Here is a 22,449-nt window from a genome sequence, read left to right as displayed (position 1 = left end):
GCGCAAGCCTACGGGGTGCCGCCCGCCGCACCCCGCCATACGCTCGCCCTATGCCCCGCCGCCAGATTCGTGTGACCGGCGCAGCCGAGGCGCCCCTGTGGGCCGCGCTGCGCGCACTGCGCACCGAACTCGACGTACCCGAGGCCTTCGGGCCGGAGGTGCTCGCCGAGGCGGAACGGGCCGCCCGTGAACCCACGCTTCCGGCGTACGACGCGACGGACATCCCCCTCTTCACCATCGACCCGCCGACGTCCACCGACCTCGACCAGGCGATGCACCTGTCCCGCCGCCCGGACGGCTACCGCGTGCGGTACGCCATCGCCGACGTCGCTGGTTTCGTCGTACCGGGCGGTCTCCTGGACGCGGAAGCGCACCGCAGGGTCACGACCCTCTACTTCCCGGACGGCAAGATCCCCCTCCACCCGCCGGTGCTGAGCGAGGGCGCCGCGAGCCTGCTGCCCGACCAGACCTGCCCGGCCGTCCTGTGGACCGTCGACCTGGACGGGGACGGCCGCCCCACGGCCACCGACGTCCGCCGCGCCCTCGTCCGCAGCCGCGCCAAGCTCGACTACGAGTCCGTGCAGCAGCAACTCGACGCGGGCACCGCCGAGGAACCGCTCGCCCTCCTCAAGGACATCGGACTCCTCCGCGAACAACAGGAAGTGGCCCGCGGCGGCATCTCCCTCAACGTCCCCGAGCAGGAGATCACCGAGCGCGACGGCGCGTACGAACTCGCCTACCGCGCCCCGCTTCCCGCCGACGGCTGGAACGCGCAGATCTCCCTCCTCACGGGCATGGCCGCGGCCGAGCTGATGCTCGCGTACGGCACGGGCGTGCTGCGGACACTCCCGGCAGCCCCCGACGGCGCGGTCGGCCGGCTGCGGCGTACCGCGCGGGCGCTGCGCATCGACTGGCCGCACCACGTCTCGTACGCCGAGCTGATCCGTTCCCTCGACCCGCACCTGCCCCACCACGCGGCCTTCCTCCAGGAGTGCACGACGCTGCTGCGCGGCGCGGGCTACACGGTCTTCCGGGGCGGCGCCACCCCGGACCTCACCACCCACGCCGCCGTGGCCGCGCCCTACACGCACTGCACGGCCCCGCTCCGGCGCCTGGTCGACCGTTACGCGTCGGAACTGTGCCTGGCGGCGGCAGCAGGGGAGGAACCGCCGGAGTGGGTGCTCGCCGCCCTCGCCGACCTGCCGAAGCGGATGGCCGAGGGCACCCGCCGCGCGGGCACGGTCGAGCGCGAGTGCGTCGACATCGTCGAGGCCGCGCTGCTCAAGGACCGCGTCGGCGAACTCTTCGACGGCACCGTCGTGGACGTACAGGAACGCGAACCCACCGTGGGAACCGTCCAGTTGGAGTCCCCGGCCGTCGTCGCCCGCATCAAGAGCGAGGAGGGGGCCGGGTCACTGCCGCTGGGGGAGCGGCTGCGGGTACGGCTCACCCAGGCCGACCCGGGCTCGTCGAAGGTGCTGTTCGCTCCCGCGTGAGTTCCTGAGCGGGCTCCCGCGCGGCGCGTATCTCCCTTACCAGCGCCTCGGGTTCGTCGGCGTGGAAGCGGATCAGTGTTACGTCCTTGGGGCGCCCGAGGAAGGTGAAGTGCCTTACGGGGGAGGAGAGTTCGAGGGTGATCGTGGTCTGCGCGCCGATGGCCAGGTCGAGTCGGCCGTCGCGCTTCTCGTGCGTGGTGACCAACTCGCGGCGTACGGAGGAGATCGCGGCGAGCGGGACGCGCACGTCGACGTGGGCGGCGCGGCGGATACGCAGGAAAGCCTCCTCTCCCGTGTCGTCGAGCACATGCGGCCGGGTCACGGACGCCGCGTGCATGCCGACGATCAGCAGCAGGGTGTAGACGTCGAGCGCGAACACGACCCGGTGGACGGCGGGATGGTTCCGCAGGAGCACCGCCATGCAGACGCTTTCGAGGACGGACACGAACCCGAAGCCGAACATCATCGCGCCCTGGCCACGCCCGTACGAGAAGGCCCGCCCGCGCCCGATGCCGTGCGGCCGCCGGGCCACCCACCGGCCGATGCTCGCCAGCAGCCGCACCTCGTGGGCGACGGGGTGCCGCATGACGCGTACGGCCCGCATGGCGCCGGTCGCCGGTACACCGCGCGCCGTCCGCACGGCGTCCGCCGCGCTCATCGCGCACGCTCCACGAGCAGCTCGATCGTCCGGCGGACCGCCGCGGCCTGCGCGGGGGCGAAGTCGTCGAGAAAGGCACGGAAGAAGCTGCCGTTGCCGGTCATGTCGGTTCCCTCCAGGTCGAGTTGACCGAGGCCCATGCCTTCCAGGGCCTCGTCGGGCAGGCAGTCGGCGAGGGCGCGGGCGGCCTCCTCGACGCGCGGGTCGGCCGGGTCGACGTCGACGAGCGCGTCGAGCAGGGCGTACGCCTCGTGCGTCCGCTCCAGGGCGCCGGGAACGTCCGCGGTGGCACGCAGCGCGGACATCAGGTGCTCACGGTCCTCCGGGGCCGCGACCGTTTCGAGGAAGGCGATTATCTCGCGGTCCTTCGCGGCCATCGCCGGTTCCGGATGCCGGGTCAACTCACCGAAGATCGCGGCGAGTTCGGGAGACACGGGCCCTTCGGCGGTCAGTCCGCTCCCGTCCAGCAGAGCGCGCAGCCGCAGCCGCCGCTCCCGGATCGCCGCCTCCTGGCGCGCGAGGTCGTCGTCGAGCTCGGCGAGCACCTCGGTGAGATCGCGCCCGGCGTCGTCCGCGAGGGCGTCCCGCACCTCGGCGAGACCGAGCCCCAGCTCGGTCAGCCGTTTGATCCGGGCGAGCATGACCGCGTGCCGCAGGCCGTAGTCGCGGTAGCCGTTGGAACGCCGCTCGGGTTCGGGCAGCAGCCCGAGATGGTGGTAGTGCCGGACGGTCCGCGTCGTGACGCCGACGGTCGCGGCGAGTTCTCCGATCCGCATGCCCTCAGTAGAAACGTTGACGTTGCGGCAGGGTCAAGCGATGGCTTTCCCGGCGGGTCGCGGAGCACCCATTGACGGCTAACGTCGTTAGCCGTACGGTCGTGGCTAACAATGTTAGCCAGATGGCTGCGCGGCGGCCCGCCGCACAGCCCGACCGCCCGGTCGCAGGAGGCAGCAATGAGCACGGCGGCAATGAGCACGATCACCGCGCCCGGCACCGCCGACACTGCGGACGCCGACGGCAGGGTCACCGCTCCCCGGCGCCGCCGCGCCCTCTCGGCCGCCCGCCGCACCGCCTGGCTGCTGAACGCCCTCTTCTGGTCGGCCTTCGCCGTACTCGAAGCCGTGAACCACGGCTGGCTCGCGGGCCTCCTGGCCGTCGTGTTCTTCATGGCGCCCGACCTGACGTTCCTGGTGGGCATCGGCGACGCGCGCGGGATGGCGAAGGGCCGGCTCCAGCCCCGCGCGGTCCCGTACTACAACACCGCCCACCGCGCGCTCGTCCCGCTCGCCCTCATGACGCTCCACACCTTCGGCCCGGTCACCTGGGCCCCGGCCTTCGCGGCCCTGTGCGGCTGGCTCGCCCACATCTCGTACGATCGCGCCTTCGGCTACGGCCTGCGGACGAAGGAGGGCTTCCAGCGTGACTGACCGGCAGGGCACCCAAGTCGCCGACCGGCAGGGCTCCCCGGGTGGTGACCGACAAGGCACCCCGGGTGGTGACCGACAAGGCACCCAGGGCGGTGGGCTGTCGCCACGAGCCCGTTCGATCGTTGCGGCCGCCCGGGCGCTCCTGGAGGAGGCAGGGCCCGCCGCGCTGACGATGCGGGCGCTCGCCGACCACCTGGGCATCAAGGCCCCGTCCCTCTACAAGCACTTCCCCGACAAGTCGGCCGTAGAGGTCGAGCTGATCGCGCAGATGCTCGCCGAGTCCGCGGCGGCGCTGGAGGCTGCCGAGACCCGGGCCCCGGGCTCGATCCCGGCCCTGGCCGAGGCGTACCGCGCGTACGCCCTCGAACACCCCCACCTCTACTGCCTGGCCACCGAGCGGCCGCTGCCCCGCGCCTTCCTCCCGTCCGGCCTGGAGGACCGCGCCGCCGCGCCCCTCGTCCGGGCCTGCGGCGGCGACATGGACCTGGCCCGGGCCACCTGGGCGTTCGCCCACGGGATGGTGATCCTGGAGATCCACGGCCGCTTTCCGGACGACGCCGACCTGGCCGGGGCATGGAAGAAGGGCACGCGGGCGTTGCACCCCTGAGGAGGTACGTCGTTCTCGCGCCCGGCGAGACGCACACCGGCGGCCCCGCGGCATCCGACGGCTACGCCTACCGGGCCCTGTACGCCGAGGTCCCCCTGCTCACCGAAGGCACGTACGGCATCCCGCACTTCCGCGACCCCCTCCTCGACGACCCCGAACTGGCCGCGGCCCTACGCCTCGCACACACCGAACTGAGCGTCTGCCCGGACCCGTTGGAGGCGGAGTCCCGCATCCCGTGGCTGCTCAGGGCCCTGGCCCGCCGCCACTCGACGGCCCGCCCGGTGTGCGACAGAATCCCGGGCGCGGACCGAATAGCCGAGACGGTCCGAGCCCGCCTGACGGACGAACTCCTCTCTCCACCCTCCCTCTCCGCCCTGGCAGCGGACCTGGACCTGTCCCGCTACCAACTGCTCCGAGCCTTCCGTACGAGCATGGGGATGCCCCCGTACGCCTGGCTGGCCCAGCACCGCGTGAACCGGGCCCGCTGCCTGCTGGAGAAGGGCCACCGTCCGGCCGAGGCGGCGGCGCTGGTCGGCTTCGCGGACCAGGCGCACCTGACGCGCTGGTTCCGCCGGGTACTGGGCGTGACCCCGGCGGCGTACCGCAACAGCGTTCAAGACACCCGCCGCTGACCCGGCCGAGACTGCGCGTATGACTGCACGCGGCTGGTTTCTCTTCTCCCTGATGGGAGTGCTCTGGGGCATCCCCTACCTGATGATCAAAGTGGCCGTGGACGGTGGAATGTCCGCGTCCATGGTGGTGTTCACGCGATGCGCGCTGGGCGCGGCGATGCTCCTCCCCTTCGCGATCCGCCAGGGAAACCTGGTGGGAGTCGTACGTACGCACTGGCGCCCCATGCTGGCCTTCGCCTGCATCGAGATCATCGGCCCCTGGTGGACCCTGACCGACGCCGAACGCCACCTCTCCAGCTCGACGGCGGGCCTGCTGATCGCGGGCGTACTCCTGGCCCGCTACTTCGGAGACACGGAACGCCTGGGCGCCCGCCGCATGGCAGGCCTGGGGCTGGGCCTGGCCGGCGTGGCGGTCCTGACGGCCCCGCATCTGACCGGCGGAAACGCCCGCGCCCTGACGGAGATGCTGGTGACGGTGGTGGGCTACGCAACGGCCCCGCTGATCATGGCCCGCTACCTGAAACCGGTCCCGACCCTGCAACTGATAGCCCCCTGCCTGCTCCTGGCGGCGCTGGTGTACGCCCCGGCGGCGGCGCTGACATGGCCGACATCGCCCCCATCCCCCGCAGTCCTGGCGTCGCTCTCCGGCCTGGGAGTGATCTGCACGGCGCTGGCCTTCGTGGTCTTCCTGGAACTGATCAGGGAGGCGGGTCCGACGAGGGCGGTGGTCTTCACGTACGTCAACCCGGCGGTGGCGGTGACGGCGGGCGTGCTGTTCCTGAACGAGGAGCTGACGGCGGGAGTGGTGGCGGCGTTCACCCTGATCCTGCTGGGCTCGTTCCTGGCGACGGCGGCCCCGACGGCTCCGGTTCCAGGGCGGGCCGCGGGCCCGGTACCATGGTCGACACGGCAGACGAGCCGGGCGGACGGCCGCGTGGAGTCCCCTTCGGGGGCGCTTCCCGAGGAACGTCCGGGCTCCACAGGGCAGGGTGGTGGCTAACGGCCACCCGGGGTGACCCGCGGGACAGTGCCACAGAAAGCAAACCGCCAGGGACCTCGGTCCCAGGTAAGGGTGAAACGGTGGTGTAAGAGACCACCAGCGCCTGAGGCGACTCAGGCGGCTAGGTAAACCCCACCCGGAGCAAGGTCAAGAGGAGCCGCCGCAAGGCGCGCTCTGCGCGGACGTTCGAGGGCAGCCCGCCCGAGTCCGCGGGTAGACCGCACGAGGCCGGTGGCAACGCCGGCCCTAGATGGATGGCCGTCTCCCCGGCCGCCGCGAGGCGACCGGGAGACAGAACCCGGCGTAGCATCCGAATACCGCTACCGTCCGACAAAAGACCAGGTCAGAGTGCTGCGGCGCGACGGAAATCGTAGGCCAGGTCGAATCCGGGTCGAATTTCGCCGGGTGACTGCAGGGCGGTGTTCGCTGTCTCAGGCGCTTTTCGCAAGAGATGCTGTGACCAGCAGAGTTGTGTCCGGCAGTCAGACGCCTCGGGCAATATAGAAATATCGTCCGAGGCGTCTGACTTGGTCAAAGCTGGATGATCTGGACAGTGATGCCGCTCTGTCGGACCTCGCTCGTATCCTCACGCCGTGATCGCATCTCAAGGTTCAGACGCGTCCGGGAGTGACGCGGCAGCACCCGCCGCCTGGCCACCTCAGCCCGCGCCGCTCGAAATCGGGAGCGGGGCGCGCGAGGACCGGTTACGGATGCTTCGGCAGATGCGGTCCGTTTGGAACAACATCAACGGGGCCCACAGTGAGCGGATCAAGAGGGAACTCGCAGTGGCCCAGGCCCGGCAGGCCGAAGTCACTGCTTTTTGGAATCGGCACAAGGCCACGGCCAAGGACCGGTGGAACAGCCGTACCGGTGGCCGTGGAGAAACCACCGTCGCGGACATCCCGGAGGTCGCGGCACAGTGGCACCGAGACAACCTCGCCCTTCCCGAGAACGTCTTGGCGACGGCTCAGACACGCGGCGAGGTCATTCCGTATCTGTGGCAATGCCCCCTTGGCCTTGGTCATGAGCCGTGGCCGGCCTGGCCCAAGGACCGCGTTCAGAAAGGTTCGGGGTGCCCCGAGTGTCGGCGCTTGATTCGGCTCGCGGACCTTCCGACGCTGGCCGCTCAGTACCGTGGACAGAGGCTGGCGAGCGATATCACCCACGCTGCGCACGAGAGAGTGTCGTGGACCTGCCGGACTTGGGTGGTCGATCCAAGTACCGGAGTGTGGCAGCCAGTTGAGCACCGGTTCGACGCGGTGGTCAAAGAGCGAGCTCGTCAAGGCGACGGCTGTCTGGTGTGTGCGGGGTACGTGATCGACGACACGAACTCGCTGTTCACCTGGTTCCCGGAAATTGCGAACGAGTTGGATGATGTGGACCTTGACCCGCGTCGGCTGTCTACGAGTCGGCACAACATTCCTCGGCAGCATGGTGCCGAAGCGGGTGGCCGGGGTGTGTACGCGACCCTGCCTTGGAGATGCCGTCACGGACACGGGTGGGAGGCAACGATCCTCAACCGTGTCCAGGGAGCCGGCTGCGGCAAGTGCTCGACTTCTGGGATATCGAAGGAGCAGGTCCGTCTGGTCGCTGAACTCGCCGGACTCATCGACCTCGTACCTCCGGAGGGCCGGGATCCACGGCTGGCGGACGGTGCGCCCGACTTTGCTTCAAACCGTCTCACCGTTCCGCCCGAGCACAAGCCGGCCCACTGGCGCTACAAGGACGTCGAGGTTGACGCGGTCTTCAATCTGCCTCACGGTGTGCGCGTAGGCCTCGAGTACGACGGCGCATTCCACCATTCGGCCAGACAGCGGGACCGCCGTCAGTACGAGAGCGACAAGAGCCGGGTGTTGGTTGAAGCAGGACTTCTGGACCTGCTCGTTCACGTGAGGATCGGCGACCTGCCGGAGTTGGAGGCTCCCCACGCTCTGGTCGTGGTGGTACCTGAACGGGCCACGGTCTACGAGCAGGCCAGGGCGGTGGCCTTGGCCCTCTCGGCGCGCTTCCCTGGGGACATGCCGGGCCCGGACGCGTACCTCAACGGTGGCACGGTCCGGCACCAGGCCGCTGCCGATGCTTACATCACCGCGGTATGGGGCGAACTGCGTCCTCCTCGCCGCAAGCCGAAGAAGGCGGGCCCGCCGACACCACGCCGCCTGGCACCAACGGCCCCGCACGCCGAAAGCCTGCTGTCACCTGTCTCCGAGCCCTACCGGAATCCGGAAAACCCAGACGAGATCATCCGCGACTACCGGTGCGCATGCGGCCGTCCCGAGATGTTCACCGCTGTCCAGTCCCAGGTTACTTACGGAAATACCCGTAGTTGCGGGTGTCTGGCCACACAGGCCAGGCGGCGTCGGCGACCAACTGTCTCCGGGACCGAGACCCACGCCGTCCGAGCCTGGGCACAACAGCGGGGGACGTTCATCGGTGGCAGCGGACGGGTCCCGGACCGGGTGACCGCTTCCTACCGGCTCGACCAAGCCAGGCGCGACGACCTGCTCGGCCCGGACGGGCTGCTGGATGAGGCACGCGTTCGCGAGTGGGCGCTGCTCGCAGGACGCCAACTAGGCGCGCGGGGCAGGGTGACCGGAGAGCTCTGGCTCGACTACTCCACCAAGGAGCTTGCGGCTGGGACACAGATCAAGGAGACGCCGGGTCCGCTCGTCGGCCGCTGACCGAAGAAACCACGAGCCGCGCCTGGTCGGCTACCATGGTCGACACGGCAGACGAGCCGGGCGGACGGCCGCGTGAAGCCCCTTTCGGGGGTGCTTCCCGAGGAACGTCCGGACTCCACAGGGCAGGGTGGTGGCTAACGGCCACCCGGGGTGACCCGCGGGACAGTGCCACAGAAAGCAAACCGCCAGGGACCTCGGTCCCAGGTAAGGGTGAAACGGTGGTGTAAGAGACCACCAGCGCCTGAGGCGACTCAGGCGGCTAGGTAAACCCCACCCGGAGCAAGGTCAAGAGGAGCCGCCTCTTCGCAAGAAGAGCGGCTCTGCGCGGACGTTCGAGGGCTGCCCGCCCGAGTCCGCGGGTAGACCGCACGAGGCCGGCGGCAACGCCGGCCCTAGATGGATGGCCGTCTCCCCGGCCGCCGCGAGGTAGCCGGGCGACAAAATCCGGCGTACAGCCCGACTCGTCTGCCAACTAAGCTCTGACCTGGGCTTTTGGTCGGGTCGGAGCCTCTTGTTGTGTCTGGGCGCATCCCGCTTCCACTTGCGAGTTCCGGGAGTTCCCGTGCCAGTGTGCACGCGATGTGCACCGGTGCACATCGCCGGGCGGTGGGTTCGATGAGTGATGTCTCCGAGTCGCCGGAGGGCGCATCGCAACTCTGATCGGCGCGTGTCAGCTCGGCGGCCGTGAGGACCCGCACCAAGGACAGCCGCTCAGGTTCAGGACTCGAGGAATGCAAGCGCCCTTTTCGAGAATTCATCGTGGTATTGGAAGATTCCTCCGTGTCCGGCGTCCGGGTAGAGGGGGACGAGTTCGCTCTGGGGCAGGCGTGCGGCCAGGTCGAGTGTGTTCTGGCTGGGTACCATCCGGTCGTTCTCACCGTTTGCCACGAGGACCGGTTGACGGATGCCCGACAGGTCCGACGGCGCCTGGCGGCCCCATCGTTTGATGGCTTTCAGCTGGGCGCGGAACGACGGCAGCGAGATGTCCTTGTCGCGGTGGTGCGTGCGCTCCTTCAGTCGTTCCAGGAAGTCGCGTCCGGCCTGCCGACCACCTCCGGTTTCGGTGAAGAAGAGGGAGAGCTTGGGGTCCTGGCGGGTCAGGGTGCCCTTTAGCGTGGCCTGGATGGTGAGAGCCGGGACCTTGTCGATGCCGGGGCCTCCGGCGGGGCCCGTGCCCGCGAGGATGACCTTGCGGACGAGGTGCGGTTCTTCTGCCGCGATGACCTGGGCGATGAAGCCGCCCATCGACAGACCGAGCAGATCGACCTGGTCGAATCCGAGCGCTCGGATGAACAGCACTGCGTCGCGAGCCATCGCCTCGATCGTGTCCGGGGTGGAGCCGCTCGATCCGCCCACCCCGCGGTTGTCGAAGGCGATGACCCGGCGTCGTGCGGCGAGACCGTCTACGACGCGTGGATCCCAGTTGTCCAGGGTCCCGGCCAAGTGAATCAGGAGGATCAGCGGTACGCCGTCCTCGGAGCCGATTTCCCGGTAGGCGAAGTCCTCGCCGCGAACGGACACGGAGTGGGTCGGCGCGCTCTTGTACGACGACGTCGAGGGGGATGGGGGATTCCGCGGTGTGTTCATGTCCAGGTCCTTCTGTAGTGGGGTTTCAGGGCACTTCTCGGTTGCTGCTGGCGGTGTAGTTCCGGCGCTTGTGGAGCACCTTGATGGCCCGGCAGGCCCGTTCTCTCACGTCATCTTGGCGACGACCTTGCCGGCTTTCGGGCGCCCTGCTTCGACGTACTCCAGTGCTTCGCGGGTCGACTCGAACGGGAACACGGTGTCGACGACGGGGCGGATCCTGCCGGTCTCGATGAGAGGGGTGAGCTCGCGCAACTGGTCGCCGCTGGCCTTCATGAACAGGAGCGAGTACGTCACGTTGCGGCGTCGGGAGGGCCCGCGACGCTGATGACCTTCCCGCCGGGCTTGAGCACGTCCAGGGACTTCTTGAGGGTCTCGCCGCCGAGCGAGTCCAGGACGACGTCGTAGTCGTGCAGGACCGTCTCGAACGCCTGCTTCTTGTAGTCGTCGACGACATCCGCGCCCAGCCGCTTCACCAGGTCGACGTTGGCCGTGCTCGTGGTGGTGGCCACATACGCGCCCAGCTGCTTGGCCAGCTGGATGGCGATCGTGCCCAGGCCGCCGGAACCCGCGTGGATGAGGACCTTCTGGCCGGGCTGGATGTGTGCCCGTTCGACCAGTGCCTGCCACGAGGCCAGGGCGACCAGGGGGAGGGACGCCGCCTTCTCCATGGTGAGTGTGGCCGGTTTGATCGCCACGTCGTCCTGGTGCACCGCGATGCGTTCGGCGAACGTGCCGATCCGGTTCTTGTCGGGCCGCGCGAAGACCTCGTCGCCCACTGCGAACCGCGTGACGGCCGCGCTCACCTCGACGACCACTCCGGCCAGGTCCTTGTCCAGGACGAACGGGACCTTGTACGGCAGGATCGTCTTCATCTCGCCGTCCCGGATCATGCGGTCGAGCGGGTTGACGCTCGCGGCCCGGATCCGGACCAGCACGTCGTCCGCGCCCACGTCCGGCTCCCGGCATGTCGCCGACACGCACGCCGTCCTTGCTGCCGTTGCGCCCCACTGTGAAGGCCCTCATCGTCGTCTCCCTGTCTCGTCCGCAGATGGACGGGGGCGCTGTTCAGCCCGGGCTTTCCCGGGAAGTGGACGGTGATCATGATGGAATGCAGGCTTTTGGGCCATGGGCTTTCTGGGAGGAGGTCTGACTCTGGCTGCCGACGGAGGGGTGAGTGCCTCGGTCCTGAGCGCGAGTGGGGTGTGTCGGGTGTAGTGCCCGACCTTTACCTCGGTGGGTGGACCCCTCCGGGGGTGCTGGCGTGTGCCGTGGATGCTGGCGCCGACCCGTGTGGCAGGCGTGGGTCATGGGACCCTTTGGATTATGTTCGTAATGTTATTTGCTGGGTCGGTGGACCGCAAGTGGGCCCGCTGCTCTCGAGGCTGCTGTGGTGTGCCCCAGGCGTAAGTGGGCGACCTGTGGTGCGGACGCGTGCAATCTGCAGGTACGTCAGTTCGGCGTCTTGGTGCGCTCATGTCCGATGCCCAGCAGTGCGAGGGCGTTGTGGATGCCCTGCTCGAGGAGTTCGTCGGCGAGTTGCCCGGCGGTGAGGGCTCGAGAGAGCTGCAGCGTGCCGGCCATCATGGCGTAGGCGCTGAGTGCCTTGGTGCGGACCGAGAGCGGATCGTCGGGTGCCAGGCGGGCGGCGATGCCGTCGATGACCACCAGTACGCCCTCGGTGTACGCCTGCCTGGTCGGGTCCGTGCAACGCCCTATCTCGTCGAGCAGCGCGGCGGAGGGGCAGCCGTCGTCGGGGCTGTCGCGGTGCTGGGTGGACAGGTACCACCGCACGATCTGTTCGAGCCCGGCGCGGCCTGGAGCTGCCTGCGCGACGATGCTCGCGTTCTGCGCCTGCAACTGGTCGGTGACCGCGGTGGCCACGAGGTCGTCCTTCGACGTGAAGTGGGTGTAGAAGGCGCCGTTGGTCAGTCCCGCGTCCTTCATGAGCGTCGAGATGCCCGAGCCGTCGATGCCGTCCCGCTTGAACCGGCGCCCGGCTGCCTCGACGATCCGCTGCCTGGTCATCTGCTTGTGTTCTTGTCCGTATCGCACCGTATGCTCCTGCGCTCGTCGGAGGGGGTGCCGTGCTCTGCGGACTCCCTCACTGCATTGTATTGTGAACGTAATTTAATGATTTCAGGACGTCGATGGCTGCTCGGTCGGCGTCGTGGCGGGTGCCCGCTGCGTGGCGGGCCGTCTCATCGCTGGCCGGATGGCGTCCTGGCGCTTGCCGGTCTCGGCAGACCGTTCGACCTGATGCGGTCCGCCGCCTTGGGTGGACGGGCGCGGCTCCCGCCGAGTGTGGTCGGGGTGGCCGGAAGCTCGTCGAACGAGACGCGGTGCGTCGAGGTCTTGTCCGGCACGATCATGCATTTCTGTGCGCCCCGTCATCGGCGGGAGCGGGTTACGGAAGTGGCCCTGCCGGGTGGGCGGAGAGTGCGTCGTGAGGTACTCCACGCTGCGGGCCCGCATGTCGCCGGTGACCAGGGCCCGGGGCGGTTCCCAGTGTCGAGATCCAGAGGGAGGGCAGGGTTGCGCCCGACCCCAGGGGCGCGGGGCCTGTGGGTCGCTGTCGCGTCGACGGCGTCGGGATCCGGCCCGCGCTGCCGAGGCTGAGTGCCTGCTCTGCGATGCGAAGGGCCGAGATTGCCGACAGGCCTGACCCGTCATCTCGCGCGGGCATAGACTTGCGGCCTCTTAGAATTACGGTCATACTTTAATAATCGATGTGATGCGGAGAGGCTCGACCGCTCAAGGGTTCGATCCTGCCGCTTCTCGCCATCGGCCCCGCAGACTGCAGCCGCAGTCGGGAGACACAGGCGACTGCCCTGCGCCCTTCCCTCCGTGAGGAAGGAGTGGCGCGCTGGCAGAAGCCCCCCACCGAAGGGCATGACCATGACTGATTCACAGGAAGTGCGAGGCGGCGTGGTGACGTCGTACAAGGACGCACCGACCCGCACGGTCACCGCCGGGGGAGTGACCTTCGCTTATCGCGACCTCGGTCCGCGGTCCGGTGTCCCGGTGGTCTTTCTCACCCACCTCGCGGCGGTTCTCGACAACTGGGACCCTCGGGTCGTCGACGGCATCGCCGTCAAGCGGCGGGTCGTCACGTTCGACAACAGGGGCGTCGGCGCTTCCACCGGTTCGACGCCGCGCACCATCCAGGCGATGGCGCAGGATGCCGTCACCTTCATCCGGGCGCTCGGTTTCGACCATGTCGATCTTCATGGCTTCTCGATGGGCGGCATGATCGCCCAGGTGATCGCGCAGACCGATCCGGACCTCGTCCGCAGGCTGATTCTCACGGGTACCGGTCCCGCGGGCGGCGAGGGCATCAAGAACGTGACCCGACTGTCCCATCTCGACACCGTCCGGGGGCTGTTCACCTTTCAGGACCCGAAGCAGTTCCTCTTCTTCACGCGCACCGCGGGCGGGCGTCGGGCCGGGAAGGAGTTCCTGGCCCGGCTGAAGGAGCGGACCCAGGACCGGGACAAGGCGATCTCCCCGATGTCGTACAGCAATCAGCTCAAGGCTATTCACCGCTGGGGGCTGGAGCGGCCCCAGGACCTCTCCGTCATTCACCAGCCTGTGCTCGTCGCGAACGGTGAGAGCGACAGGATGGTTCCGTCGCAGAACTCGACCGACCTGGCGCGGAGGGTGCCGAACGGTGAGTTGGTGTTCTATCCCGACGCCGGCCACGGCGGCATCTTCCAGTTCCACCGGCAGTTCGTTGAGACGGCTCTCGAGTTCCTCGAACGGTAGATCGGCAGTGGGTGTGAAGTGTGGTCGCCGCTTGGCCGAAGGCGTTGCCTCGGCGCTGTGGCGCCCCTTGGGTGAGCGGCTCGAGGCACCCGTTCGCAGGTGCTGACCTGACTGCGTTCCGGTCATCCGGTGCTGGCAAGGGTCGGCGGGACGGCGAAGCCGAGCCTGGCACGGCGGACTCTTCCGTCGCTGGCCGTGGGCGGCATGGTCGGCGGATCGTCCCGTCCTTGAGGCGGGCGAAGCCGTGCTTGACGCAAGAACGGGCCTCGGTGGTTGTGTCCCTCCCTTGCAAGCCGACTGTTCTGGCCGGCCGCGCGACCGACGGAACAAGACGACCAGGCCGAGGTTCGGGGGGCATCCGCGATGATGGTGGTTCTGGTTGGAGGCACCTCCCAGCGGCTCCGTGGGGCGGCCGTAGGTATGCCCCTCACCTCATGAATGCGAGGGCGTTCTCGATTCCCTGCTCAAGTACCTCGTCGGCGAACTTCCGGTCGGACAGGGCGCGGGACAGCTGCAACGTCCCCACCACCATGGTGAAGAGCCCGATGGCCTTGCCCCGGGCGGACCGCGGATCCCCGGGTGTCAGGCGGGCGGCGATCTCCTCCACAACCGCCCGCGCGCCGTGGGTGTAGGCCTGCTTGGTCTCGTCCCCGCAGCGGCCGATCTCCTCCAGCAGGGCGGCGGAGGGGCACCCGAGGCCGGGGTGGTCCCGGTGCTCGGGCGACAGGTATTCGCGAACGAAGTCCTCGAGTCCTGGGCGGCCGGGCCGCAGAGTGCCGTAGCTCGCGACCTGTGTGCGCAGTTCCTCGGCCACGACATGGGCGACGAGGTCGTCCTTGGATGCGAAGTGGGCGTAGAAGGCGCCGTTGGTGAGCCCGGCGTCCGACATCAGCGTGGAGATGCCCGAGCCGTCGATGCCGTCCTGCTTGAACCGATGGCCGGCCTTCTCGATGATGCGTTGCCGCGTCACCTGCTTGTGCTCCTTGGCGTAGCGCACCACGAGCTTCCTCCACTGGCTCCGTGAGGCCGTTGCCTCGCACCCAAGCCTAATCCATGGCCTGACGTGCGTAATGTTATGAGCCGCAGGTGATCTCGGCTGGTGATCTGTAACCGTGCGGACAGGGGGCCGATGGCTCATGGCCGGTTGCGCCGTCCAGCCAGTCCTTCCTCATGGCATACACCTTGCTCGACCTGACGGTGAAGTTCCTGCGGCGGATCACCGCGGACGCGGGCTCGGTGCGAGCCATCGGTGCTGTCGTCAGCCAGGGAGGCCAAACCGCCTTCGCGCAGGCGTAGTCGGTCGACGCGACGGACCGTCTGCCGGCCCACGCCACCAGTAGCTGCCTGCTCTTCCCGGTGCCGCCCGCTCAAGAGTGCCCCTTAACGGCGACCGGTGAATCGGGCCTCGCTCCAGACGCACCGACGTCTCATCCCTCCCCTTCCTCATCTCTCCTCGTTGTTGATCTGCGGAGGGTGATGTCTGTGCGGTGATGCCGGACTCCCTTGGCCTCGGCGCAGAACGCCGGGGTGCAAGGTGGAACGGCTCCGGTGCACGGCGGTGGCGACCCGTAACTCCTCGGGTTGCCGGGGCCGTCGTGCGCCGCAGCTGTGTTGAGGGGCCCGAGGCCGATGGTTCCCTCGGGTACCGGATCCTTCGTCAGGCGGCGTGGATGGGGTAGTCGGTGTAGCCGGCCGCGCCGCCGCCGTAGAAGGTGGCGGGGTCGGGGGTGTTCAGGGGCGCGCCGGAGCGTACGCGCTCGACGAGGTCGGGGTTGGCCAGTGCCATCGAGCCAACGGTGATGACGTCGGCCAGGCCGTCCTCGACGTCCTTGGCGCGGGTGGCGATGTCGGCCCCGCCCCGGTTGAGGACCAGCGTGGTCGGCCACAACTTCCGGAGGGTGAAGAGGAGTTCCTCGTCGCCGCCGTGGCCTATGTGCAGGTAGGCGAGGTCGAGGGGGGCGAGGGCGCGGAGGAGGTGCGGGTAGAGCTCGTGCGGGTCACTCTCCGCGAGGTCGTTGATCTGAAAGGGGTTGCCGGGAGAGATCCGGATGCCGGTGCGACCGGCGCCGATCTCGTCGGCCACGGCCGTGGCGACCTCCACCGCGAAACGGATGCGGTTGTCGAGGGAGCCCCCGTACTGGTCGGTGCGCTGGTTGGTGCTGGGGAAGAGGAACTGGTTGACCAGGTAGCCGTTGGCCCCGTGGATCTCGACGCCGTCGGCGCCGGCCGCGATGGCGGCCGCGGCGGCGCGCCGGAAGTCGTCGACTGTCGCGGCGACCTCTTCGGTGGACAGCTCGCGCGGCTCCGGCATCTCCTGGAGCCCGGACGAGGTGAACGTCTGGCCCCTCGGCTTGATCGCGGAGGGGGCCACCGGCTGCCGGTGGTGGGGTGTGTTGTCCGGGTGGGAGATGCGTCCGACGTGCATCAGCTGGATGACGATGCGCCCGTCGGCCTTGTGTACGGCGTCGGTGACCTTGCGCCAGCCGGCGATGTGTTCCTCGGTGTAGACGCCCGGGGTCACCGGGTAGCCCTGGCCGTCGGCGGAGGGTTGGGTGCCCTCGGTGATGATGAGCGCGTGCGAGGCGCGCTGGGCGTAGTACTCGGCGTTCAGCTCGGTCGGGACGCCGTCCGGGGTGGCCCGGCTGCGGGTCAGGGGGGCCATGGCCAGCCGGTGCGGCAGCGGGATCTCTCCGACGGTGGTCGAGTTCCACAGGGCGTTGAGCATGGGTGATTCCTCAGGTGATGGGTGGTGGGTCGCTAAGGGGCGGGGGCGGACACCGTGTGTGCGTGGTCGACCGGGCGGACGCCGGGCTTTCGTGCTTCCGGGCCCGGCGGCGCACACGTCGTGCCCCCATGGGCCGAACTGTCGGCGGCGCGACCTTTAGAATTACGTACGTAATATTATGCGGCGGGACAGGCGGTCGCAACTGGGGTCCGTGGGGTGAGTCAAGAAACTTGCGGCGTTTCATGCTGGGGTGGTGGCGTCGCCTGCAGGGCGACGCACACGTCCGTGCGTCGCGCTCAAGGACGCCAGTGGCGACACTGTGGACGCAGAACCTCACACCAGAGCGGACGGCACTTCCGCAAGGGGGGCTGGGATCAGCTGCTCCGCCCAGATGACCTTGCCCTCGCGGTTGTGCCGTGTGCCCCAGTGTTCGGTGAGCTGGGCGACCAGGAGCAGGCCGCGGCCGCCCTCGTCGAAGACCCGGGCGCGGCGCAGGTGCGGGGAGGTGCTGCTGGCGTCGGACACTTCGCACGTCAGGGCGGATTGAAGGATCATCCGCAGTTGGATGGGGCTCTTGCCGTAGCGGATGGCGTTCGTCACCAGTTCGCTGACCACGAGCTCGGTGGTGAAGGCCAGTTCTTCCAGACCCCAGGCGGCCAGCTGATCGGTTACGTGGACGCGGGCCTTGGAGACGACAGCCGGGTCGCAGGGGAGGTCCCAGGTGGCGACGTGATCGGCGTCAAGAGCCCCGGTTCGTGCCACCAGGAGGGCGACGTCATCTGCGGGACGGCTGGGCAGCAGCGTGGAGAGCAGCTCGTCGCAGGTCTCCTCGAGCGATGCCGGTGCTCGGGCGAGAACGTCGCGCAGCAGTGCGAGGGCGGTCTCTACGTCACGAGAGCGGCTTTGGACGAGACCGTCGGTGAACAGCACCAGCCGGCTGCCCGGTGCCAGTTCGAACTGGGTGGTTTCGAAGGGGAGTCCACCCAGGCCCAGGGGCGGGCCTATCGGCAGCTCCGGGAAGTCGACCGCGCCGGATCCGGAGGCATCGTCGTCAGCGGTCGGGGGAGTCACCACGGCCGGCGGAAGGTGTCCGGCGCTGGCCAGGGAGCACGTGCGCGAGACGGGGTCGTAGACCGCGTACAGGCAGGTGGCGCTGATCTCGTCCGTGTCCCGTTCCTCCTCGCGCTGCAGGCGGATGACCACGTCGTCAAGGTGCGTCAGCAGTTCGTCGGGGGTCAGGTCGATGTCCGCCAGAGTGCGGACGGCCGTTCGCAACCGGCCCATGGTGGCCGCGGCATGGAGACCGTGGCCGATCACGTCGCCCACGACGAGAGCGACGCGGGCTCCGGAGAGTGGTATCACGTCGAACCAGTCGCCTCCCACGCCCGCTCGCGATCCGCTGGGCAGGTAGCGCGATGCCGTCTCGACGGCGGACTCCTCCGGCACGTGGTGCTGCAGCAGGCTGCGTTGGAGGGTGAGTGCGGTGGAACGCTCCTGGGTGTAGCGACGGGCGTTGTCGATGTTCACCGCCGCTCTGGACGCGATCTCCTGGGCCAGAAGCAGCTCGTCGTCGTCGAAGGGGGCAGCCGTATCACGGCGGACGAACTGTGCGAGTCCCAGCGGGCTTCCGCGGGCCCACAGCGGGACCAGCAGCATGGAGCGGAGGCCCAAGGTGCGCAGGGCGAGCTCGTGGTCCGCCGACATCGCCAGCCATGTGGGGACGCCATCGGCGGTCATGCCGAGCCGCAGGGGTTGTCCGGTGGTCAGCACACGAGCCGGTTCCGAGCCTTCCGGATAGGTGTGCGTCTGCCCTGTGACATCTCCCAGGTCCGGACAGCTGTCCGAGACTGCCTGGGCGATTCGGCGGAGCGTCGCGGGACCGTCCGCCGCGTACGTCCCCTCCTCCTGGAGAGCGGAGGAAAGGAGGTCGACGGTGACGAGGTCCGCGAGGTGGTCGGCACCGACGTCTGCCAGTTCCTGCGCGGTGCGGGTGGTGTCCAGGGTGGTCCCGATCCGTGTCCCGGCCTCGTTGATCATGATCAGCCGTCGTTGCAGCCAGCGGTCGCGTTCCCGCTGGTATGCCGCTACAGCCTGTTCCGCCGTGCGATCGACGTATTCGAAGGCCATCGCGCTCAAGGTGACCGTCGTCGCGTTGATCAGCTCCTGGGATCCGGCGACACGGGCTGTTTCTGTGTAGAGCTGATCAAGCAGACCTGCGTGGACGAGCCGGTAGACGCGAAGGAGTTCGCTGATCGGCACCCCGTGCTCAGCGAGTCGGCAGGCGAATTCGATGGCGGCGGGGGGCGTCCTGACCTCGGTCATGTCAAGGCCGCGCTCGAGGAAATCCAGAACGGCGGCGATGTGTTCGGACAACGCCACTGGCGCCACGGTGGCGATGTCCTCGTACTTCCACACCTCGGGAAACTCGTTGAGCAGGTGTTGCAGCACCACGTCGCCCAATTGATCCGCTCGGGGTGAGAGGCCCCGAGCGAGATCGCTGAGGAAGACATGGGCGTCGGTTCCCATAATCACAAGGTACCCCCACCCTGGCCGACGGGCTGTGCCCGCGGAGTCCGGTGGACGCGCTCGCCCACCGAAGGCAAGGGGGGCATCCGGTCACGGTGTGTGACTGGCGCGGCGTAGAACCGGGCGCAGGGTTTCGATGACGGCGGGGTCGTCGACCGTGGAGGGGATGGGTTCGTCGTGGCCGTCGGCGATGCCGCGCATCGTCTTGCGGAGGATCTTTCCCGAGCGGGTCTTGGGCAGGGCGGCCACGACCGCGACGTCCTTGAGTGAGGCGACGGCGCCGATGCGTTCGCGTACGAGCTGGACGAGTTCGGCCTCGACCTCGCTGGGTTCCCGGTTGCTGCCTGCTTTCAGGACGACGAAGCCGCGCGGGATCTGTCCCTTGAGGGCGTCGGCGACGCCGATGACGGCGCATTCGGCGACGTCGGGGTGGGCGGCCAGGGCCTCTTCCATGCTGCCGGTGGACAGCCGGTGGCCGGCGACGTTGATGACGTCGTCGGTGCGGCCCATGACGAAGACGTAGCCGTCGTCGTCGATGTGGCCGCTGTCGCCGGTGAGGTAGTAGCCGTCGTGGGCGGAGAGGTAGGAGGCGACGTAGCGGTCGTCGTCCTTCCAGAGAGTCGGGAGCGCGCCGGGCGGCAGGGGCAGCTTCACGACGATCGCACCGTCGGCGCCCGGGGGGACCGGCTCGCCCGATGCGTCGAGGACGCGGACGTCCCAGCCCGGCAGCGGGCGGGTGGGGGAGCCGGGCTTGAGGGGAGCGGCCTCGATGCCCACGGGGTTGGCGACGATGGGCCAGCCCGTCTCGGTCTGCCACCAGTGGTCGATCACCGGGACGCCCAGGAGGGCGCTCGCCCAGTAATAGGTCTCGGGGTCGAGGCGCTCACCGGCCAGGAAGAGATAGCGCAGGTGAGAGAGGTCGTAGCCGGCGGTGAGCGTCCCCTTCGGGTCCTCCTTCCTGATCGCCCGGAAGGCGGTGGGCGCCGTGAACATGGTCTTGGCTCGGTATTCGGCGGCGACGCGCCAGAACTGGCCCGCGTCCGGGGTGCCGACCGGCTTGCCCTCGTACAGGACCGTCGTGGCGCCGGCCAGCAGGGGCGCGTAGACGATGTACGAGTGCCCGACGACCCAGCCGACATCGGAACCGGTGAACATCGTCTCGCCCGGACCCACGTCGTAGACGGCCCTCATCGACCAGTGGAGGGCAACCGCGTAGCCGCCGCAGTCACGCACGACTCCCTTGGGTTTCCCGGTCGTTCCGGACGTGTAGAGGATGTAGAGGGGATCGGTGGCGGGGACGGGAACGCAGTCGGCCGGTGGCGCGGCGGCGACCAGTTCGCTCCAGTCGAGGTCGTCGGTTCCCAACTCGGCCGACTCCTGCGGGCGTTGCAGGATCACACTCTTCTCCGGCTTGTGGACCGCGAGTTGGATGGCCCGGTCGAGCAGGGGCTTGTACGCGATGACGCGCTTGCCCTCGATGCCGCAGGAGGCGGAGACGACCACCTTGGGGGCGGCGTCGTCGATGCGGAGGGCGAGTTCACGCGGGGCGAAGCCGCCGAAGACGACCGAGTGGACGGCGCCGATGCGTGCGCAGGCCAGCATCGCGACCACGACCTCGGGGACCATCGGCATGTAGATGACCACCCGGTCGCCGTGTCCCACGCCGAGCTGTGCGAGTGCTCCGGCGAAGGCCGCCACCTCGTTCCTCAGCTGTGCGTAGGTGTAGGTGCGGCGGGTGTCGGTGACGGGGGAGTCGTAGACGAGCGCGGGCTGTTCACCGCGGCCGGCTTCGACATGTCGGTCGAGCGCGTTGAAACAGACGTTGAGCCGCCCGTCGGGAAACCAGCGGTAGAAGGGTGCGCCCGAGGCGTCCAGGGCGCGTTGCGGAGCGACATCCCAGTCGATGCCCTCGGCCGCCGTCAGCCAGAAGCTTTCCGGGTCCTCGGTACTGGCGCGGAAGACATCCTCGTACGTTCCCATCGCGCACTCCTTTGTGGCATCGAGGGACGGTGGTGGGGTTGCGTGCGGAACGGTGTCGGACACAAGTACCGCATGCCGCCCGGCATGGTCGAGCAGGATGCCGGAGACCGGCGGGCCGGTCACCGGCATCGAGGTGATGGGGCGGCCTGACGGACAGGGCCCCGCCGTCAGGCGCAGCTTCTGTTCACGCGCCGAGGTGCTTACGGAGCCACTGGCCCATCTGCTGGATGGCCTGGTCCACCTCGGGTACGTGCCCGGCACCCAGCACGAACGAGTGCTGGCCTTCGGGCATCGGGTGAACCTCGGAGGTGACCTTGAAGTCCGCGAGTCGGCGGCCGAGCTGGGCGCCGTCGTCGGCGAGGGTCTCGTACTCGCCGTAGTGGACGGCCGTGGGCGGCAGGCCGGTCAGATCGGCGTTCGCGATGCTGATCGCGGGGTCGGTGAAGTCCACAGAAGGGTCCTGCAGCCAGGCTCCTCGGAAGAGCTCGAGGGTGTTCCTGCTGAGCATCTTGTCGTTGTCTTCGTTCTCGTCCACCGACGCGTTCTGGATGGTGAGGTCGGTCCACGGCGAGACGCTGACGATCGCGCCCGGGGTCGCCTCGCCCCTCGCGAGCAGACGCAGCGGGAGCATCACCGCGAGCGTGCCGCCGATCGAGTGGCCCGTGCTGCCGATGTTCCGCGGCTCATAGCCCTGTGAGAGCAGCCACCGGTAGGCCGTCTCGGCGTCGTCGAGCTGTGCCGGGTAGGGGTGTTCGGGCGCCAGGCGGAAGTCCACGACGAGCGAGCGGACTCCGGCCGCCTTCGCGATGTGGCCGGCGGCCTTGCGGTCCGAGTGCATCGAGGCGGTGACCGATCCGCCGAAGTGGAAGTGGAGCAGCGCCTTGTCGGGATCGGCGCCCTCGGGAATGGCCCAGAGGGCGGGGACGCCGCCTGCGTCCACCTCGGCGTAGGTGACGCCTTCCGGCTCGGTCGACGCCTTGTGGTTGGAGTCGACGATGTCGCGGATGACGGCCAGGTCGAGGCCGGGTGCCGACGACTTCGCGCTCACGCTCGCGAGGAACTCCGCGAACTCGTGTGCCTCTGGGCTTACTCCCATGGTGGTGCTCCTTCTCAGACGGGTGCCGTGCCGGATTCCCTCGCGGCAGCCGGGTCGATGTGCTGGTCATGACGCTACTGGCTGAGTATATGAAAGTAAACTCAGGTGAGGCGGGAATCACCTTCGTGGATACGGGGAGGCTCCTCAAGGCATCGGCATGGATCTCGTCTCGACCGGGACACGTCGAACTGCTCGGCCGCCCGACCCCTTGAGGTCGTGGGGCGGGACGTGGGCGATCCTGATCCCGCGCAAGGTCTGGTACGGCTTACAGG

At 68.8% G+C, this 22,449-nt stretch carries 15 protein-coding genes, 2 other RNA genes and 3 pseudogenes; 10 read left to right on the top strand and 10 right to left on the bottom strand.

Translation table 11 applies throughout. The features are described from left to right. The first annotated feature begins 50 nt into the window (after positions 1-50). Positions 51-1,496 (top strand): RNB domain-containing ribonuclease, encoded by a 1,446-nt coding sequence (locus ACH4YP_RS45030; protein ID WP_398497192.1) that lies wholly within the window; start codon positions 51-53, stop codon positions 1,494-1,496. On the opposite strand, the gene ACH4YP_RS45025 is transcribed toward ACH4YP_RS45030, so the two are convergent. After that, positions 1,447-2,154, bottom strand: coding sequence for a hypothetical protein (locus tag ACH4YP_RS45025; protein ID WP_361058733.1), 708 nt, complete (start codon positions 2,152-2,154; stop codon positions 1,447-1,449). The two genes, ACH4YP_RS45030 and ACH4YP_RS45025, sit on opposite strands and share 50 nt — an antisense overlap. Next, positions 2,151-2,930: a MerR family transcriptional regulator gene (locus ACH4YP_RS45020; RefSeq protein WP_398497191.1), complete on the bottom strand. Its 780-nt coding sequence runs from the start codon at positions 2,928-2,930 to the stop codon at positions 2,151-2,153. The genes ACH4YP_RS45025 and ACH4YP_RS45020 overlap by 4 nt, the downstream gene beginning before the upstream one ends. A 177-nt stretch (positions 2,931-3,107) precedes the next feature. Between ACH4YP_RS45020 and ACH4YP_RS45015 the strand changes: the two genes are divergently transcribed. The 7 genes and pseudogenes from ACH4YP_RS45015 to rnpB (ACH4YP_RS44985) all read left to right on the top strand — a co-directional run bounded on the left by ACH4YP_RS45015 (position 3,108) and on the right by rnpB (ACH4YP_RS44985) (position 8,969). Further along, a complete protein-coding gene (locus ACH4YP_RS45015) occupies positions 3,108-3,581 on the top strand; it encodes a DUF4260 family protein (RefSeq protein ID WP_398497189.1) in 474 nt (157 codons plus the stop codon). 97 nt (positions 3,582-3,678) lie between these two features. Continuing rightward, positions 3,679-4,188 (top strand): TetR/AcrR family transcriptional regulator, encoded by a 510-nt coding sequence (locus ACH4YP_RS45010; protein WP_398497212.1) that lies wholly within the window; start codon positions 3,679-3,681, stop codon positions 4,186-4,188. Beyond that, the gene (locus ACH4YP_RS45005) at positions 4,155-4,820 is read left to right on the top strand and encodes an AraC family transcriptional regulator (RefSeq protein WP_398497187.1); all 666 of its coding nucleotides are present in this window, start codon (positions 4,155-4,157) and stop codon (positions 4,818-4,820) included. The genes ACH4YP_RS45010 and ACH4YP_RS45005 overlap by 34 nt, the downstream gene beginning before the upstream one ends. Positions 4,821-4,839: 19 nt before the next feature. Continuing rightward, positions 4,840-5,607, top strand: a pseudogene (locus tag ACH4YP_RS45000) (DMT family transporter); the annotation flags it as partial. Between the two features lie 132 nt (positions 5,608-5,739). Then, positions 5,740-6,137: RNase P RNA component class A (gene rnpB, locus ACH4YP_RS44995), an RNA gene on the top strand. A gap of 276 nt (positions 6,138-6,413) precedes the next feature. Continuing rightward, positions 6,414-8,501: a zinc-ribbon domain-containing protein gene (locus tag ACH4YP_RS44990; RefSeq protein ID WP_398497185.1), complete on the top strand. Its 2,088-nt coding sequence runs from the start codon at positions 6,414-6,416 to the stop codon at positions 8,499-8,501. Between the two features lie 52 nt (positions 8,502-8,553). Then, an RNA gene (gene rnpB / locus ACH4YP_RS44985) (RNase P RNA component class A) lies at positions 8,554-8,969 on the top strand. Positions 8,970-9,218: 249 nt separating this feature from the next. On the opposite strand, the gene ACH4YP_RS44980 is transcribed toward rnpB (ACH4YP_RS44985), so the two are convergent. From ACH4YP_RS44980 to ACH4YP_RS44970, 3 genes and pseudogenes are all read right to left on the bottom strand, one after another. Further along, positions 9,219-10,088, bottom strand: a complete 870-nt coding sequence (locus ACH4YP_RS44980; RefSeq protein ID WP_361053449.1) for an alpha/beta hydrolase — start codon at positions 10,086-10,088, stop codon at positions 9,219-9,221. A 105-nt stretch (positions 10,089-10,193) separates the two neighbouring features. Then, positions 10,194-11,111 (bottom strand): annotated as a pseudogene (locus ACH4YP_RS44975) (NADP-dependent oxidoreductase). 426 nt (positions 11,112-11,537) lie between these two features. Continuing rightward, complete coding sequence (locus ACH4YP_RS44970) at positions 11,538-12,113, bottom strand: TetR/AcrR family transcriptional regulator (RefSeq protein ID WP_361053573.1); 576 nt, start codon at positions 12,111-12,113, stop codon at positions 11,538-11,540. Between the two features lie 870 nt (positions 12,114-12,983). Between ACH4YP_RS44970 and ACH4YP_RS44965 the strand changes: the two genes are divergently transcribed. Further along, a complete protein-coding gene (locus tag ACH4YP_RS44965; RefSeq protein WP_398497183.1) occupies positions 12,984-13,850 on the top strand; it encodes an alpha/beta fold hydrolase in 867 nt (288 codons plus the stop codon). Positions 13,851-14,277: 427 nt separating this feature from the next. On the opposite strand, the gene ACH4YP_RS44960 is transcribed toward ACH4YP_RS44965, so the two are convergent. After that, positions 14,278-14,850 (bottom strand): TetR/AcrR family transcriptional regulator, encoded by a 573-nt coding sequence (locus ACH4YP_RS44960; RefSeq protein ID WP_361053442.1) that lies wholly within the window; start codon positions 14,848-14,850, stop codon positions 14,278-14,280. 139 nt (positions 14,851-14,989) lie between these two features. Here ACH4YP_RS44960 and ACH4YP_RS44955 point away from each other — a divergent pair. After that, a pseudogene (locus ACH4YP_RS44955) lies at positions 14,990-15,218 on the top strand (PaaI family thioesterase); the annotation flags it as partial. 289 nt (positions 15,219-15,507) lie between these two features. On the opposite strand, the gene ACH4YP_RS44950 reads toward ACH4YP_RS44955, so the two are convergent. From ACH4YP_RS44950 to ACH4YP_RS44935, 4 genes are all read right to left on the bottom strand, one after another. Then, entirely contained in the window at positions 15,508-16,575 is a 1,068-nt protein-coding gene (locus tag ACH4YP_RS44950; RefSeq protein ID WP_398497181.1) for an alkene reductase, read from the bottom strand. 333 nt (positions 16,576-16,908) lie between these two features. Further along, positions 16,909-19,101, bottom strand: coding sequence for a SpoIIE family protein phosphatase (locus ACH4YP_RS44945; protein WP_398497179.1), 2,193 nt, complete (start codon positions 19,099-19,101; stop codon positions 16,909-16,911). A gap of 90 nt (positions 19,102-19,191) precedes the next feature. Beyond that, a complete protein-coding gene (locus ACH4YP_RS44940; RefSeq protein WP_398497177.1) occupies positions 19,192-21,081 on the bottom strand; it encodes a propionyl-CoA synthetase in 1,890 nt (629 codons plus the stop codon). 184 nt (positions 21,082-21,265) lie between these two features. After that, entirely contained in the window at positions 21,266-22,177 is a 912-nt protein-coding gene (locus ACH4YP_RS44935) for an alpha/beta hydrolase (RefSeq protein WP_398497175.1), read from the bottom strand. Positions 22,178-22,449 lie beyond the last annotated feature (272 nt).

Source organism: Streptomyces sp. NPDC020747 (assembly GCF_044334695.1).
Classification (GTDB): Bacteria; Actinomycetota; Actinomycetes; order Streptomycetales; family Streptomycetaceae; genus Streptomyces.
This window is presented reverse-complemented; position numbering and strand designations above follow the sequence as displayed.